Source organism: Hymenobacter sp., assembly GCF_035709525.1.
Classification (GTDB): Bacteria; Bacteroidota; Bacteroidia; order Cytophagales; family Hymenobacteraceae; genus Hymenobacter.
In genome coordinates this window covers 24,545-41,932 of the sequence record NZ_DASTEP010000120.1, presented here as the reverse complement: position 1 = coordinate 41,932, position 17,388 = coordinate 24,545, and the positions used below count along the sequence as shown (strand labels likewise).

The 17,388-nt window shown below is 62.4% G+C and carries 9 protein-coding genes; all 9 read right to left on the bottom strand.

The genetic code is table 11. The annotated features are described in order from the left end of the window. Positions 1-85: 85 nt before the first annotated feature. The 9 genes from VFO93_RS10155 to VFO93_RS10115 all read right to left on the bottom strand — a co-directional run bounded on the left by VFO93_RS10155 (position 86) and on the right by VFO93_RS10115 (position 17,180). Complete coding sequence (locus tag VFO93_RS10155; protein WP_325134258.1) at positions 86-1,645, bottom strand: alpha-N-arabinofuranosidase; 1,560 nt, start codon at positions 1,643-1,645, stop codon at positions 86-88. A 234-nt stretch (positions 1,646-1,879) separates the two neighbouring features. Further along, positions 1,880-3,841 carry an alpha-L-arabinofuranosidase C-terminal domain-containing protein gene (locus VFO93_RS10150; protein ID WP_325134257.1) on the bottom strand — a complete coding sequence of 654 codons (1,962 nt, stop codon included), beginning with the start codon at positions 3,839-3,841 and terminating at the stop codon, positions 1,880-1,882. Positions 3,842-3,845: 4 nt separating this feature from the next. Then, a complete protein-coding gene (locus VFO93_RS10145) occupies positions 3,846-5,000 on the bottom strand; it encodes a glycoside hydrolase family 88 protein (RefSeq protein WP_325134256.1) in 1,155 nt (384 codons plus the stop codon). Between the two features lie 40 nt (positions 5,001-5,040). Beyond that, positions 5,041-6,957: an NPCBM/NEW2 domain-containing protein gene (locus VFO93_RS10140; RefSeq protein WP_325134255.1), complete on the bottom strand. Its 1,917-nt coding sequence runs from the start codon at positions 6,955-6,957 to the stop codon at positions 5,041-5,043. Between the two features lie 69 nt (positions 6,958-7,026). Continuing rightward, positions 7,027-8,532 (bottom strand): hypothetical protein, encoded by a 1,506-nt coding sequence (locus VFO93_RS10135; RefSeq protein WP_325134254.1) that lies wholly within the window; start codon positions 8,530-8,532, stop codon positions 7,027-7,029. Between the two features lie 49 nt (positions 8,533-8,581). Further along, on the bottom strand, positions 8,582-10,969 hold the full coding sequence (locus VFO93_RS10130; RefSeq protein WP_325134253.1) for a glycoside hydrolase family 127 protein: 2,388 nt from the start codon (positions 10,967-10,969) through the stop codon (positions 8,582-8,584). Between the two features lie 179 nt (positions 10,970-11,148). Beyond that, positions 11,149-12,252, bottom strand: coding sequence for a glycoside hydrolase family 43 protein (locus VFO93_RS10125; RefSeq protein WP_325134252.1), 1,104 nt, complete (start codon positions 12,250-12,252; stop codon positions 11,149-11,151). A gap of 157 nt (positions 12,253-12,409) precedes the next feature. Continuing rightward, positions 12,410-14,581 carry a family 43 glycosylhydrolase gene (locus VFO93_RS10120; RefSeq protein ID WP_325134251.1) on the bottom strand — a complete coding sequence of 724 codons (2,172 nt, stop codon included), beginning with the start codon at positions 14,579-14,581 and terminating at the stop codon, positions 12,410-12,412. A 202-nt stretch (positions 14,582-14,783) separates the two neighbouring features. Next, positions 14,784-17,180, bottom strand: a complete 2,397-nt coding sequence (locus tag VFO93_RS10115; protein WP_325134250.1) for a TIM-barrel domain-containing protein — start codon at positions 17,178-17,180, stop codon at positions 14,784-14,786. Positions 17,181-17,388 lie beyond the last annotated feature (208 nt).

The window sequence follows — 17,388 nt, the reverse complement described above, 5'->3', positions numbered from 1 at the left end:
ACAACGGTGCGGTAGAGATGCTTCGGCTGCACTGCGCTCCGCTCAGCATGACAGTTATTTTCGCGTTTCAAAAATCACTAAACGACTACTTCAATTCCAGCACCACTACCGACTTGGCGGGCAAGGTTACGGCCAGCTTGTCGCCCTTCTTCTTGGCCCCGGTGAAGGCGGCCAGCTTGATGGTATTCGGCTTGTCGAAGGTGTTGTAGTCGCTCACGCTGGCCGAAGTCAGCACGCGGCCGGTCACGGTTTTGAAGCTTACGCCGGGTAGGGCGGTTTCGAGCGTGAGGGCGTTTTTGGGGTCGAGGTTGACGAGCGAAATATGCACCGCGCCGTTCTTGTCCTTCGAGGCGGAGGCGTTCAGGGCCGGGATTTTCTCATTGCCAAACGCATAGTCGGGGCTCTGGAACTGCACGGGCATAAACTGCGCATCCTGGTGCACCTGGTAGAGGTCAAACACGTAGTAGGTCGGCGTGAGCAGCATCTTCTCCTTGTCGGTCAAGACCAAGGCTTGCAGCACGTTGATGGCCTGGGCGAGGTTGGCGCCCTTCACCCGGTCGCAGTGGTTGTTGAAGATGTTGAGGGTAGTGCCGGCCACGAGGGCGTCGCGCAGGGTGTTTTGCTGGTAGAGGTGGCCGGGGTTGGTGCCGGGCTCCACGTCGGTCCACACGCCCCACTCATCCACGAGCAGCGCTATCTTCTTGTCCTTGTCGTACTTATCCATGATGGCGGCGTGCTTGGCCACGATGGCGTCCATCTTCAGGCAGTTGCGCAGGGTGCTGAAATACATATCCTCGCCGAAGCCGGTGGCCTTGCCTTTGCTGCCGCTCCAGCTGCCGGTGGGCAGCGTGTATTGGTGCAGCGTGAGGCCCCACATCTGGTTGAGCGGGATGTTTTTCATGCAGGTTTCGGTCCAGTTGGCGTCGTCGCCGTTGGCCCCGCTCACGATGCGCTTGAGGCGGGTGCCGGGGTAGTCGTGGGCGAAGGTGGCGTAGCGCTTGTACACGTCGGTGTAGTACTGGGCCGTCATGTTGCCGCCGCAGCCCCAGCTTTCGTTGCCGATGCCCCACCACGATACCTTGTAGGGCTCGGCATGGCCGTTTTTCTTGCGCTCCTGCACCATCGGCGTGTCCTCGTTCGAGTTGAGGTACTCCATCCAGTTGCTCATTTCCTGCACGGTGCCGCTGCCCACGTTGGCCGCCAGGTAGGGCTCGGTGCCGAGCAGCCCGCACAGCTCCAGAAACTCGTGGGTGCCGAAGCTATTATCTTCCAGCGTATTGCCCCACCAGAGATTGAGCATCTTGGGGCGCTGGGCGGCCGGCCCTACCCCATCGTGCCAGTGGTAGGTATCGGCAAAGCAGCCGCCGGGCCAGCGCAGGTTGGGCACGTGAATCTTCTTGAGCGCGTCCACAATGTCCATGCGGATGCGCCCTTGCTTGGGCACGTTCAGGCTGGGGTCTACCCAAAAGCCGTCGTAGATGCAGCGCCCCAGGTGCTCAGCAAACTGCCCCTGAATGTGCTTGCTGACAATCAGTTTGGGGTCGCCGGGCTGCACGGTCATTTGCACGGTTTGGGCCGCGGCGGCCAGCGGCGCGGCCAGGCCAAGGGCGGCGAGGGCGATGCGACAGAAGGAAGAGGTGGGCATAGGTGGGGAGTGGTTGTGGAGATTGGAAAATAGTATTTTGGTTGGCGTGCTCGCCGCCCGGGGAACCTCACCCCCTAGCCCCCTCTCCAAAAAAGAGGGGGGACTAGTTCTTAGTCTTAGCTTCTAAGTCTAGAACTAGAGATAGTCCCCCCTCTTTTTTGGAGAGGGAGCTAGGGGGTGAGGTTCCCCGGGCGGCGAGCAACTAGCGCGCAGCAGTGACAAACAATTTCATAATCAACGCTTGCCGCGCAGCCGAATAACCGTCAGCGAGTATGGCTCGGCAGCGTAGGAAAAGCGCTTCCCAGCTTTATAAGGAGCCGTTTTAGGCAGCACCGTGCGCGGACTGGCGAAGGTATTCTTCGCATCCTTGTCGCCCGTAAACACGGTGCGGGTAGCCGCCAGATTCACCCCTTTCAGCCCCGACAAATCGACCTGAAACGGCTGGACGGTGGCGCTGGCGTTCACTATTTTCAGGATAACGTCGCCGGTTTTGGCGTCGCGCACGCAGGAGGCGGCCACGGTGGTGTCGGCTACCGCGCCGGGGGGAGGGGCTACCACGCCGGATACGTACTCGGTGCCCTGGTTTTGGCCGAAAAGCTGCTGCACGTAGTAGTTGGCAGTGGGCACTACCGTGCGGTTGTTGAAGTAGATGAGGTCGGGGTTCCACTGCGTGTGGCCTTCCTTAGCCAGCAGCGGCGCGTAGCTGGCCAGGTGCACCACGTCGCCGTTGCGCTCCAGCGAGGTCATGTAGGCGGCCTCGGCCACGGCGTTGAAGAGGGTGTTGCCCCACGAGGCGTACTCGCCCAGGTACACTTTCGGTTTGGCGCGGTCGTAGGTGTCGTAGCGGCGGTTATTGGTCAAAAACCACTTGGGCTTTTCGTAGTAGTGCTCGTCCACGAGCGGCACGTTGAGCTGGCTGGCCAGCGCCCAGCCCTTGTCGTAGTCCTCGCCCTTGGGCGACGGCCCCACGGTCCCGATTACCTGCATCTTGGGGTATTTGGCGCGCACGGTACTGTAAATCAACTTAAACCGCTCCTCGAAGCCGGGCGTAATTTTGTCTTCGTTGCCGATGCCCACGTACTCCAGGTTGAAGGGCGCGGGGTGGCCGGCCGCCGCCCGCTTAGCGCCCCAGGTCGAGGTAGCCGGGCCGTTGGCGTACTCTATCAGGTCGAGCACGTCCTGGGTGTAGGCGGCCATGTCGGCCAGCGGGATGCACTGCTGTCCTACCCCGCCGATGCGCCACGAGCCGCCCGAATTTTGGCAGCTTACGCCGGCCGGCACCACGGGCAGGGCCTTGGCCCCGATGTCTTCGCAAAACTGGAAGTACTCGAAGTACCCCAGCCCGGCCGTTTGGTGGTAGCCCCAGATGTTGCGCTGGGCCACGCGTTGCTCTACCGGCCCGATGGTTTTCTTCCAGTCGTACATGTTATCCAGCCCATCGCCGTGCGACAAGCAGCCGCCCGGAAAGCGCACAAACTTGGGCTTGATATCGCCGATAACCTCGGCCAAATCAGCACGCAGCCCGTTGGGCCGGTTGTGAAACGTCTTCTGCGGAAACAGCGAAATCATGTCCAAATCGACCACGCCCTGGCCGGTGGCCAGCACCACGAGGCTGGCCTCGGGCTCGGCGGCCGAGGGCGCGAGGGTAGTGCGGTACTGCTGCCACCCGGCGGCCTGGGCCGACAGCGTGGTTTCGGCCAGCACCTTGCCTCTCTTATCGCGCAGCTGCACCAGCAGCGGCACGGCCGCGCCCAATTTCACCCGCGCCCACAGCGAGAAGTCGTACTTCTCGCCCGCTTGCAGCGCAATGCCATCGAAGCCGTTGTTCTTAATACCCAGTCCTTTCTGAAAGGGGTTTTCGACGCGCAGCTGCACGTAGTGCGGGTTGTTGGCGTGCAGCGGGGCGGTGCTTTCCACCGAGAGGCTGCCCATGGCGTAGCCCTCGTGCAGGTAGTCCCAGCCGCTGAGCGGGTGCCAGCCCTCGTGGTCGCTGGGCGCGTACTCGAAGGAGCGGTTTTGCACCAGCTCGCCGTACAGCCCGCCATCGGCGGCGTAGTTAATGTCCTCGAAAAAGATGCCGAATAAGTCGGGGCTGATGGCCTTGGCGGTGGGTTTGGCCTGGCCCGCCGCCAGCAGCGGCGCGGCCAGTGCGGCCGCGCACAGCAGCGGCCGCAGGGAAGAGAAGAGAGTAGGCAAGCGCTTATTTTTTAGTGGTGAAGTGATACATCTCGCTGGCCGCCAGCAGGAAAGCCCCGACGCCAAAATTGGCCGTCGAGTTCTTGTCCACGACCTGGCCTGGAATGGCTTTCTCGCCGATGGGCTGCACGTAGCCCACGGTGCCATCGGGCTGCACGGCGGTGGCGGTGAGGTACTGCCAGCCTTTCATCGCGGTGGGCAGGTACTGCTTGCGGTCGAGCACGCCGTGGTTGATGCCCCACATATAGGCGTAGGTGTTGAAGGCTGTGCCGCTGGTTTCGGGGCCGGGGGCGTGGGCGGGGTCGAGCAGACTGCGCGTCCAGTAGCCCTCGGGCTGCTGGGCTTTTTGGAGGGCGGCGGCCAGGCCCTGGTACTTACTCAGGTACTCGGCACGGTGCGGGTCGGTGGCGGGCAGGTCGGCCAGCACGCGGGCCAGGCCGGCAAACACCCAGCCGTCGCCCCGCGCCCAGAAGTCCTTGAGGCCGTTGGCCGACTTGTGCTGCGGGTACACGTACTTAGCATCGCGGTAGTAGAGGCCGGTTTCGGCGTCGTACATGATGCTGTTGGCGTAGCCGAAATACTCGTGCAGCTTGCTGAGGTACTGCGGGTTTTTGGTGACGCCGTAGAGCTTGGTCATCACGGGCATTACCATGTAGAGGCCGTCGGCCCACCACCAGTAGTCGTTCTGGGGCGTGCTCATCTCGTACTCCATCACCTCGCGGGCGCGGGCAATGCGGATGGGCTCGGGCTTGATTTTATACAGGTCCACGTAGGTCTGGAAGCAAATCTGCCAATCGCCAAAGAGCACGTATTCAGGTGTTTCGCCGTACTTATATTTCCAAGTGGCCCGGTCGTCCGAAGTCGCGCCCTGCCACTTATTAAATACCGCCCAGTCCTCGGCATACTGCCGGTACTTGTCGTTTTTGGTCACGGCGTAGGCGGCCATGTTGCCGGTCTGGTACGCCGCGTGGTCCCAAAACGAGCGCACCTGCGCCGGGTGCGTGGCCTGCCAGTGGTCGTTGACTTTGGTAAGCAGGGCGATTACCTCGGCCGGCTTGGGCTGGGCAGTAGTCGCGCCGGAGCTGGCTTTTTGGGAGGTAGCGCAGCCGGCCGCCAGCAGGCCTGCGGCCAGCAGCGCAGCTTTTATACTAGTTCGCATTCGGTTTTGCGTGAGGTTGTATTAATTGAATCAGGAGCACCTAGCGGGTTTTGCGCGGCGCGCTACGCTTCACGGGCGCGGCCGGCGCGGGCTTCCCGGCCGATAGCCGGTAAAGCACCGCCCCGTGCCGCCGCACCGTCGCCGTGAACTCGGGGCGCAGCGCCTGAGTGGTTTCGCCCGTCCAGAGGTTGGTGGCGGTAGCGCCAGGGGCCAAGCCCAGGTCGCGTAGCGACACGCTCATGGTAGTCGACTCGGCGGGCGGGGCCAGCATGGGGCTTCGGGTGAACACCAGCGCCTGAAACGTGCCGCCCGTATTCTGCCCGGCGGCGGCCCCGTCGAGGCCCACCGTGGCCGTGAAGCGGTTGCAGCCGGCCGGCACGTCGTACTCAATCACGGAGTTAGCGTGCGTGCCGATGCCCTGCGCGTAGGTTTGCCCGCCCACGCGCAGCGGGCCGCCGCTCACGCTTTTGCCCTGGCTCACCTGGCCCCAGCCGGCGGTGGCCTGCTGCCACTTCAAGGTGCTCAGGGGCACGGCTTCGGCGCCTTTTTGCAAGGTCGGGTTCAGCCAGTCGGCGTGGTCCCAGGCGGTGCCGTCGGGGCCGCCGCGCACTACCAGGTACAGCTTTTTGGCCCCGTTCAACTCCACGCTCACGTCTTGCTGCGGGTGCTGGCGGTTGATAGGCTGGCTCTGCCAGGCGGCGGCGCTGGCGGGGGCCGGCTCCTGGTCCTGGGCGTTGAACAGGGCCAGGTATTTGTCGCCGGTGGCGGGGTCGTCGGCGGTCCAGGCCACGAGGTCGCCGCGCCGCCACAGCTGGCGGCCGTTGGTGCTGTGCTGGTTTACGTTCAGCACGGCCTTGTTGGTGAGGAGGCTCAGGGTGAAGGCGTCGTTGCTGGGCAGGTCGCCGCCGAACATAAGCGGCGAGCGGAAGATGCTCCACAGGGTCATCAGGGTGCGCTGCTCGTCGCGGGTGAAGCGCGTCGGGCGGTCGTCGCCGCGCTCGGCCCGGATGCCGAGGCGGCCCAGGGGCAGCATGTCGGCATCGGGCCAGTTGCCCACGCGGGTGTAGGGTGCCCAGCGCTCGCACACTTCGAAGTGCTCTTTGAGCTGCTCCCACGAGTCCCAGAAGTCGCCCACGGTGCGCCACATGTTGGCGTGCTCCTGGGCGTGCCGGGCGTCGGCAATGGGCGTTTCGCCGGGCGACATGCTGAGCACGATTTTGCGGCCCGTGCGGTCGATGGCCTTGCGAATCAGCTCAATCTCGCCCGCGTGGTAGGGCTCGGAGAGGTCGTCAATCTTCACAAAATCAAGCCCCCAGCTGGCGTACAGCTCAAACAGCGAGTTGTAGTACTCCTGCGCGCCGGGCCGGTCGGGCACCACCGTGTACATGTCGTGCAGCCAGTTGCACTGCCCTTCTTTGGTGTAAATGTCGGCCGCCGTGAGCTGCGTGCCCTTGATGGGCAGCTTGCGCAGCACGGCCTGCACCGGCACCCCGCGCATGATGTGGATGCCAAATTTCAGGCCTTGGCCGTGCAGGTAGTCGGCCAGCGGCTTGAAACCCTGCCCGCCCGCCGCCGACGGAAACCGATTGGGCGCGGGCACGAAGCGGCCGTACTCGTCGAGGTTCCAGTCGGGGTTTTTCTCGTTGTAGCCGTGGGCCGTGTCGTTGCCCACGTACCAGCGGATGTCGACCACCACGTACTCCCAGCCGCTGCTTTTGAGGTTTTTGGCCATGTAGTCGGCGTTGGCCTTGGTTTCGGCCTCGGTCACGGTGGGGCCGTAGCAGTCCCAGCTGTTCCAGCCCAGCGGCGGCGTGGCGGCCCAGTTGCGGAAGGCGGGCGTAAGCTGCTGGGCGTGGGCGGCGGGGCTGGCGGTTAGCAGGGTGGCTACGGCGGCCAGATGAGTGCCGTAGCCTAACAGGCGCTTGCTAAGAACAGGGTGAGCAAAAGAAAATTTCACAGAAGGCAATGTGTTCAAAAATTAGCAGGATATACAGATGAAGCGTGACTACCGTGGAGCCGGGCCTGTTCATTTCACCTGAAACGTGTTGAACGAGTGGGCCGGCAGCATTACATCCAGGTAGCGCTGCCCCAGCTTTATCACCACGGTCTTACTGGCCTCGTTGAAGTTGCCGGCTACTACCAGGTATTTGCCTTGCGGGGTGGTAGCTACCAGCACGGGCAGCTTATCATCCTTGCCCGGGCGCTGGGCCACGATGGTAGCCCCCGCCCCGATAAAGTGGCTGAAGTGCTTCGTGGCGTAGTACTCCGGGGTGTAAGTCGCCGTTTTAGCCTTGGAATCCACTCGAATCAGCGCGTTCTGCTTCCAGCCCCAGGGGCTCACACCGCCGTCGGCCAGAATGGCGTTCCAGAAGGTGTATTCTTCGCAACCGTTACCTAGGTAGTGGGTGATGAGGTCGAAGGTGTGCTCGGCCGCCTTCCAGTCAAATGAGCCCCAGCCGCACTCGCTTTCCGACTGCATGTAGCGGTACTGCGGGTACTTGGCCCGCAGCCGGGGCAAAATCTGCCCGCCCTCCCACTGAAAACCCACGCCCTTGATGGTCTGGGACATGCGCGGGTCGGCGAGCACAGCGTCAATGGTTTCGTAGCGGTTGGTGTTGATGGTGCCCAGGTACAGGGCTACCTCGGGGTGCTGGGCTTGCAGGGCCGGGGCCAGGTACTCGGTGTTGAAGCGGATGATGCCCGGCACCGTCCAGGCGCAACCGGGGTAAATGGTATAGCTCCACGACTCGTTCTGAAACATGGCCGTGGTGATGGGAATGCCCTGCGCCTTATAAGCAGCGATAAATTTGCAGAAGTAGTTAGCGTAGGCCGTCAGGTAGCGCGGGTCCTGAATGAGGTAATCGTTGACCGTCAGCCGCTCGGGAAAGACCTTGCCGTTTTTTTCCGTCGATTTTTCGTACAGCGCCACGTCAGAAGCCGGGGCCAACTGGTTGTATTTGTCGCTGCTGCGCACGGCATAGCTGTGGTTGATTTTCATCCACGAAGGCGGCGACCACGGCGAAATCCAGAACGTCATCCCAGGATTGTAGTGCTGGGCCGCCTTGAGGTATGGAATGAGCGTGGTCTGGTCGTGCTCGATGTTGAAGTGCTGAAGCTGAAAGTCGCCGTCCACCTCGTCGCAGCTGTACCAGCCGCGAGCGTAATCGTTGGCATTCATGGCAAAGCGCCCCCGCGAAAAATGCAGGTCGCCGGCCGGCGCAAACAACCGGCTCAGGACGGTTTCCTGCTCCGGCTTGGGCAGTAGTTGCAGCGCGTCCCAGCCCAGCTCGTTGAAGCAGGTGCCCCAGGCTTTGAACGTGGCTATTTTTTCGTCGCCCTTCACTTCCAGCAACGGCGCGACGGAAGCCGTTTTTTGCAGGCTGCCCCTGGCTTCTTGCCACAGCCTGCCTTCGGTGCTGCTCGTTTGCACGTAGGCCTGGGCGTGCGCCGCGCCGGTGCTGGCAGCGCAGCACAGCACCGCCAGCAACGTTTTGATAGTGCTTGTTTTGTTAGGTTGGAAAAAGAGGTTCATGAATGATTTCAAATAAGTCAGAAGCTTTTAGAAGGAAATCGACGGGCTCTTACTTCAGCAGCCGCACGTCGTAAATACCGCCCGCCGTGGAGCCCGCAGCGGCGGCAAATTTCACGGTCAGGTTCGTGGTTTTGCGGGCGGCCTCGGGCAGCTCGTAGTCGGCCTCGAAGAAGTCCTGGCCCCGGTCGCCGTCCAGCTTCACTTCGGTCAGCGGCTTGCCGTTGACCAGGATGGTGAAGTAGCGGTTTTTATCGCCGCCGAAGTAGGTTAGGCGCAGGGTTTTGGCCTCGCGCTTGGGGTTTTGCAGGCGGTAGCTAAACCAGTGGGCGGCGTCGCGCCAGTGCCGCTCGCGGAAGGTGCCGGCGTTGGACTGCTCGCCCTCGTAGGCGTGGTCCGACTCGGGCTGCTGCTCGCCGGGGCTTACTTGGTCGACGGTGCGGGCGGCCAGGGCGCGGCGGGCGGCGTCTTCGCGGCGCAGGGTTTCCTTGCGGGCGGCCAGCTCGGCGGGCGTGGCCACCGGCCAGTACAGCGTGTAGCGGGCATCGTGCACCTGGTAGAAGGGCACCAGCTCGGTTTGGCCCGACTGGCCGGCCTCGGCCAGGCTGGCTACCGAAAAGGTGAGCGGCCGGCCCGGCACGGGTTGCAGGCCAGCCACCAGCTCGGCGGCCGAAGAGGCCACCAGCACAGGCGTGTTTTCGATGGGCATGAGGGGGCCACGCGCCACGTGGCCCATGCGGCTGGCATCGGCGTGCAGGCCGGTGAGGCCGGTGGTATCGGTGCGGGCGGCCAGCACGATGGGGCCGCGCACGAAGGACACCCAGGGCGAGTGGTCGGGCAGGTACTCGACCTGCGTGTGCTGCGGCAGGGCCACCGTCAGCGCGTCGCCAGTGCGCCACTTGCGGCTGATGGTGGCGTAGCCAGCCTGCGCCGTGGTGTCGGTGGGCACCGGCTGGCCGTTCAGCAGCATTTTAAACTCGGCGGGGCGCACCCAGGCCGGGCGGCGCACGCGCAGGGTGAGCTGGCGGGCTTTTTTGAGGGTGAGGCGCAGGGTGCTTTGCTCTTCGTAGGGCAGGCGCGTGGTTTGCTCCAGGGTCAGGCCGGCCTCGGGCCAGCTCAGGCGCGAGGGCACGAAGAGGTTTACCAGCAAGTCGTTATCCTTGCGGTGGGCGTACACCAGCTCGCCATACTTGCCGTGGTTTTCGAGGCCCGAGCCCACGCAGCACCAGAAGCTTTGCTGCGGCGACGAATACACGCGGTAGTGCTGCGGCCGGATGGGCGTGAAGTACACGAAGCCACCCTCGGGACCGGGGTGCTGGCTCGACAGAATGTGGTTGTAGGTGGCCCGCTCGTAGTAGTCGAGGTAGCGCGTGGCGCCGCTGCTCAGGTAAAGCTGCTTGCTGAGCTTGAGCATGTTGTAGGTGTTGCACGTTTCCGGCCCCTCGCGGCTTTCCAGCATGGGCTTGAAGTTGTTGACCGGGTTGAAGTGCTCGCTCACGCTGTTGCCCCCGATGCTCACCGTGCGGTTGTGCACCACCGTTTGCCAGAAGAAACTGGCCGCCCGCGCCCAGCTCGTATCGCCGCCCACCTCGGCGATGCGCTTGAAGCCGATAACCTTGGGAATCTGTGTATTGGCGTGCTGGCCGGTCAGCACGTCCTTGCCGGCCAGCAGCGGGTCGAGGGTTTTGCGCTGCGAAAAGCGCTGGGCCAGCATGAGGTACTTGGGGTCGTGGGTGAGCTGGGCCACGTCGGCAAATACCTCCGTCAGGCCGCCGTGCTCGCTGAGCAGCATCTGCTGTATTTGGGCGTCGGAGAGGCCGGATGAGAGGTCCACCATCCAGTCGGTGAGGCCGATGAGCACCTGCCGCGCCTGCGCGTTGCCGGCGTACACGTAGGCATCGCGCAGGCCGGCGTAGGTTTTGTGCAGGTTGTAGAGCGGCACCCATTTCTTGCCCAGCTCGAAGCCGCCCGCCTCCACGGTGCCCGCCTTGAGCTGGGCCCACATCGCGCGCCCGCCCGGAATGCCACCCACGTAGCCGTTGCCGTTCTGTTGCTGGCAGCGGGCCAGCTGCTCTATCATGTACGTTAGGCGCTGCTGCACCTGGGCATCGCCGGTGGCGGCGTACATGAGGGCCAGCGCCGAGAGGTAGTGCCCGCCCACGTGCCCGTCGAGGCCAGTGTTTTCCCAGTTGGGGTAGCGCTCGGCCTTGGTGGGCAGGCCCGCATCGATGAGGAACGGGGCCAGCAGGCGGTCGGGGTCGAGCGCCATGATGTAGGCTTTATCGGTTTGCTGCGCGGCCAGAAACGGGCTGTCGAGCAGCTTCACCGCCGAGAGCGGAAACTCTTGCAGCGGCGCGGCCGGCCGCTTCGACTGAGCCTGGGCGGCGAGCGGCAGCGCCAGGAAAGCAAGTAGGAAGGACGGGTGGGTCTTGATAAGCATAGGTTTAAGTTTCTTGGCAAAGCCATCAGGCCGTCATGCTGAGCGCAGCGCAGCGGAGTCGAAGCATCTCTATTGGTGAACTAACTCTAGACGCTAGCAACGAAGCGGTAGAGATGCTTCGGCTGCGCTCAGCATGACGGTTACTTTTAAATGGTTACACTTCCTGGACAGCTTCCTAATTACTGGCCGGTTTTCAGCGGGCTTTTCCTCAGCGTTTTCTTCCCCACGCTGCTTTTTCGCTGCCAGTAGCTTTCCAAGCGGTCGGCCTCTTTTGCCGTGAGTTGGATAATGGCCCCGTGCTTGGGCGACGTGAAATTGGTTGTTTTCATCACGCCTTCATTGAAGCGTCCCAGGTCCTGAAACGTGCTGAAGTCCGTGGTCTGCACAAAGCCGAAGTTGTGCGGCTGGATGCTGAAGATGTCGTAGAGCACCACCCACTTGTTTTCGCCGATGCGCTTCCACAGGTTGGGCGCTTCGCAGGCCCCGGGGGCGGCATCTACCCAGGCCGGGTTGTAGCGATAGCCGCTGTGGATGCTGTCGGAAAGCGCCATTTTGATGCCGCCGGGCTTTTCCTGCGCCACGTATAGCAGGCAAAAGCGGCCATTGGGCAGCTGGGTAATGTCGGCATCGAGCACTTGCACGGCCGGGTCGGGGTAGTCAAACAGCAGCTTCGGGGCCGAGGTAAGCCGGGTAAATGCCGCGTCGGTGTAGGCGTAGTACAGCTTGGTTTGCCCGTTGCCTAGGCGCATGGTGAAGTAGAGCATCATTTTACCGGCCACCGCGTCGTAAATCGTTTCGGGTGCCCAGGCGCAGCCGACCTCCAACTCGGGAAACGCCTGGTCGAGGCGCAGCTCGTGGTGCGTCCAATGAATGAGGTCCGTGGATTTAAGCAGCACCAGCCCGCGGTTGTTGCCCCAGCCATAGGCCTTTTCGTCCCGCTCCCAAGTAGTATTGCGATAGCCCTTCTGCTTACCAAACAAATGCAGGTCAGTCATAGCCATGTAAAAAGCCCCATCTGGCCCCCGGTAAATGTGCGGGTCGCGGATGCCCCGCTGCTCGGCAATGGTATCGCCGGCAATCACGGGCTGCCCGCCGTTAACGGCAGTGAAGGAGTAGCCGTCGCGGCTCGTGGCCATGAACAAGCTGTGCGTGGGGTCGGTGAAGTACACCATCAGGTACGCGCCCATTTTCTTTTCGGCGGGCGGCAGCGGGCGGCACTTCGCCTGCCCTGCCCCGGTCGTGCCCAAGAGCAGCGCCGCCATCAACCAAGTTAGGTACTTCATTTATGCTAGGATGAGGGGAAAAGCCTAGAGCTGTTTCGAAGTCAGTGTAGAGACGCAATATTTTGCGTCTTGCGTTCGGGAACGTAACCTGACGCAAGACGCAAAATATTGCGTCTCTACATCCATACACTGATTGCGGAATTGCTCTAAACGGTGGCTATTTCAACTGCACCGGCTGAATACCGGCGTGCGTGGGCTTCACCGGCTTGATGCTACCGTCCGCATTGAACTCCAGCTTATCAATGCACACCTCGCGGTGGAAGCCCGCGTCGCCGCCCATCTTGATGCCCTGCGGGTAAGTAAAGCGGTGGTACACAAGATACCACTCGTCGCGGCCGGGTATCTGGATGACGGAATTGTGGCCCGTGCCGTAGATGCCCTGGGTTGGGTCTTTCACGATAACCGAGTTGTTGGCCGGCACCGTAATCTTGCCCAGCGGCGTGTCGGAAGTGCCGTAGCGCACCTGGTAGTTGGGGCTGCGCGTGTCGTCCTCGCTCCACATGAAGTAGTATTTGCCGTTGCGGTAAAAGGCGTAGGCGCCCTCGCGGAACGTGTTGTCGGGCGTCATCACCTGCGTGGTGCCGGGCTTCAGGCTGGTCAGGTCGTCATTGAGCTCAGCGCCGGCCATATAGCCGTTGCCCCAGTAGAGGTACAGCTTGCCAGTTTTGGGGTCGCGGAAGGCGGCGGGGTCGATTTGCTGGCCGCCCTTCACGCCCTCGGGCAGCTTGTCGAGCAGCGGCTGGCCCGAGTCTTTGAATGGCCCGGTGGGGCTGTCGGCCAGCGCCACGCCAATCTTAGCGCCCGCGCAGAAATAGTAGGCGTATTTGTAGCCGGTGGCCGTTTTCTGCTCGATAATGGTGGGGGCCCAGGCGTTTTTCTTCGACCAGCTCACATCCTTGGGCAAGTCCAGAATCACGCCCTCGTCCTTCCAATGCACCAAATCGGGCGACGAGAACGTCTTGAAATACGTGCCCGACCAGCCGTTAAACCCGTCGCTCGTGGGGTAGAGGTAAAACTTGCCCATCTTCTGCGAATACAGAATATCGGGGTCGGCGTAGTAGCCGTTCAGCGCCGGGTTGTGGGTTTCGGTCACGCTCACCTGGTAGGTGCGCTTGGCCGCCCCCTGCCCTACCGTGTACGTCACGGGGCCTTTGGCGAAGTTCTGCGGGCCGCTGGGCGACACCGGCAGCAGGGGGTTCTTGATTTGCAAATCCAGCGCCGCCACGTTGGTGCCCGGCAAAGCCAAAAAGGCAACCTTACCGGCCGCGCTATCTACTACGGTATTCAGCTTGCGGATGGCGGGGTTTTGGGCGGTCAGCAGCACGTCGGAGGGCGTGAGCCAGCGCTGGGCCAGGCGCGTGGCCTCGGCGGCCGTGATGGGCATCACCGTACCGTGGCGCGGGTGGAAATTCATGCTCACATCCTGGTCTACCACCGTGAAATTTTGCAGGTCGCGGGTGCGGGTAAACTGGTACTTGCCGCTGGTGTACATGTCGTACATCAGGATGTAATCGGGCGAGTTGTTCAGCTTGAAAGTGCCCGCGCCCTCCACCGGACTGGTCGTCTGCTGCACGTACTTATCGCCCAGCACGTAGCCCGAAGTGAGCTTGTCCGACACCGCGACTTTGATGCCGTTGCCGTTGCCTTCGGTCTTGAAAAAGAGGTAGTACTTGCCATCCTTCGCCACGATATCGCCATCGATGCACGAGCCGTTGGTGGGCGAGAAAAACAGCTGCTTGGGTTCGCCTTCGAGGTCGGTGAAGTCCTTGTTGGCGTAGGCGTAGTAGATTTTGTCAGGCTCCGAGCCGTATTGCAGCGAGAAGTACACCATGTATTTCTTGGCCTGCGGGTCGTAGATGGTTTGCGGGGCCCACACGCGCTTGAGGTCGTCCTGCTTGGCGTAGCGCTTCTGGAAGTTGATGGCGCTGTGCGTCCAATTTATCAGGTCGGTCGATTTCAGCAGCACCATGCCCCGGTTGCTACTCCACCCTTTGGCCGAGACCATGTCGGTGGCCACCATGTAAAACGTCTTGCCATCGGCCCCGCGCAAAATGTGCGGGTCGCGCACCCCGCCCGTTTCGCTGATAGCGGCCGAGCTGATGATGGGCCGGTCGCCGTTCAGGGCCGTGTAGTGGTAGCCATCGGGACTAAGGGCGAAGCGAATGGCTTCTTCCTTCTTATCGTTGCCGGTGAAGTAGGCGAACAGGTAGGCGCTGTAGGGCGCGGCCTGGGTGGCAGTTTTAGCAACTTTAGCAGCTTTGGGCGACTGGGCGGCGGCGGGCGCGGCCAGCGCTAGGGCACTCAGCAGCAGGGCAAGGGGGCGTTTCATCAAGAGTGTTGTGGTCTATTGTTTTGTCATGCTGAGCGGAGTCGAAGCATCTCTACCGCTTCGTTGACATGTGTCATGCTGAGCGGAGCGCAGCGAAGTCGAAGCATCTCTTTCGCTTCATCGCTAACGGTATAGTTTAGTTCATCGGTAGAGATGCTTCGACTCCGCTGCGCTCTGCTCAGCATGACAGACGTTTTTCGAATTACAGCTTCACCGTCGTTTTCTTCCCGGCGTAGCTCACTTCCTTGGCAGGCGCGTCGTCGGCCCCGATACCGGTGCCGTGCTGCGCATCCACCACCAGCACGCGGAAGGTGCGGCGGTCCTGCATCCCGGCAAACTTGCCGGCGCGGTCCTCGAAGGTCAGCTGCCGCGCCTTGTCGTTCCAGCGCATTTTTATCGTGGCAAACGCGCCTTTTTCGTAGTTGTAATTGTCGTTTTCGTCTTCGTAAAGTGTGAACTCGCCATCGGCCCCCGGGTACACCCGGATTTCGAGCGGCGCGTCGGCCTTCTCGCCGGTATACTGCTGGCGCGGCCCCAGCGGCAGCACCGAGCCGGCGCGCACGTAGAGCGGCATCACGTCAATCGGCGTTTCGCGCTGCACGGTAGTGCCGCCGGACTGGCGCTGGCCGGTCCAGAAATCAACCCAATTTGCGCCGGTGGGCAGGTACACGCTCACGCTTTTGGTTTGGGTGAAATCGGGCGGCACGGGCACGTTGCGGTCGGGCCGGTTCACGTACTGCGCCTCCGTGACGGGGCGCACCAAGAAGGCGGGGCCAAACATGTACTCGCTACCCATGTCGCTCACCTTAGGGTCGTTGGCGAAGTCCATCGGCAGGGCGCGCATGGGCGTGCCGGCCTGGTGCGTTACCTGCCACATCAGCGAGTAGAGGTAGGGCTGAAGGCGGTAGCGCAGGTCAATAAACTTGGCTTGCGAGTCGAAGGCCCAGGTCCCGCGCTCGCCAAACTGGTAGATTTCGCGGGGCGTGTACTCGCCGTGGCTGCGCATCATGGGCGTGAGGGCCGCAAACTGCTGCCAGCGCGTGTACAGCTCTTGGAAGGCAGGGTCTTTCCCCCCTTTAGGATACTGCCCGCTCGGGAAAAACCCGCCGATGTCGCTGTTCCAGTACGGAAAGCCGGTCAGGCTCAGGTTGAGGGCGGCCGGGATTTGCTTGGCCAGCACATCCCAGCGCGAGTCCACGTCGCTCGACCACACCATGGTGCCGTAGCGCTGCTGCCCGGCGAAAGCCGAGCGCGTGAGAATGAACACGCGCTTATCGCTAGTAGCCTGGCGCTGATGCTCGTACACGCCGCTAGTGGCTACGAGCGGGTAGGCATTGCGCACGCGGCGGAAGCTACCCAGGGCCGTTTCGTTGTCGTCGTCGGTGTCGAAGGGCTGGAGCTGGTCGGGCTCGGTGGCATCCATCCACCAGGCATCCATGCCGAGCTTGAAGAGGCCCTGGTTCAAGTACTTCCAATAGATGTCGCGGGCGGCGGGGTCGAAGGCGTCGTACACTTTCACGTGCGGCGTGCGCGGCCACGTGATGAAATCGAAGAGCATGTCCTTGCTGGCCAGCTCCTGATAAGGCTTACTTTTCTTGCCAAACGAAGGCCATACCGAAATCATCTGGTGGGCGTGCAGGGCGTGCACGCGGTCTACCATGGCCTGCGGATTGGGGAACTTAGGGTTGTTGAAGGCCATGTCGTTCCAGTAGTCGTTGTCCTCGCCCCAGTACTGCCAGTCCTGCACGATGCCGTCGAGCGGCACGCCCAGGGAGCGGTACTTTTCGACCACACCCACCGTTTCGTCCTGGCTTTTGTAGCGCTCCTTGCTTTGCCAGAAGCCCAGCGTCCAGCGCGGAAACATGGGCGCCTGCCCGGTGAGGCTGCGGTAGCGGGCCACCACGCCGTCGGCCGTGCCGCCGCCGTTCAGCAGGTAGTAATCCGTGCAGTCGCCAATCTCCGAATCGAACACCGTGCCCGTGGCCGCGTCGCTGAAATTGGTGGTCGAGTAGTTGTCCCACAGCACGCCGTAGCCCTTGCTGGAGTGCAGCACGGGCAGCGCGATGTCAAGGCTTTTCTGCTTCAGCAGCACCTTCTGGCCGCGGTAGTTGAGGTGGCCGTCCTGGTGCTGGCCCAGGCCGTACACGGCCTCATCGGGCGTCAGCTCAAATGTTTGGCGCACGCGGTAGGTGGCGGCGCTCAGGTCGGTTTTGGGGCTGAAGCGCGTGCCGCGCGCTTTTTCGCTCAGCAGCGGCTGGCCCTTGGCCGTGCGGAAGCTTACCTGCCCGGTTTGGCGGTTCACCAACACCTGCGTACTGGCGCTACCTACCGTGGCTAGGCCGTTTTGCTCGCCGTATTTCAGCTTACCCGGCGCGGGCGGCAGCGTCACGGTCAGGCTCTTTTTCCCGGCGTCGCGGCCTTTAGGATATTTCAGCACCCGCACGATGTCGGGGGCGTAAAACTGCACCTCCACGGTGAGCGAGTCGGTGTTGAGGCGCAGGCCGTCGGCGGTTTTCTGGTAGTCTTGGGCGTGGGCCGCAGTAGCCAGCGCCAGGCCGAGGCCGGCCAGGAAAAGGCCGCGAGAAAAAGGGTGGGACAAAGGAGCAGTGCGTAACAAGGTAAGACAACTGCCGCCCCTGCCGGGCCGGCCTACAAATATGGTGCTTTTCGCACAATCGATTGTGCGAAAAGCGCATAAAAAATGAAAAACAAATGAACCGGCTTCCGCGAAAGATGCCCTTCTCGCAGCAGTCGGCCCTTAAAGGTAGTCCGCCTCCCCTACTCAAACGTTATTGTTTTGCGCATAC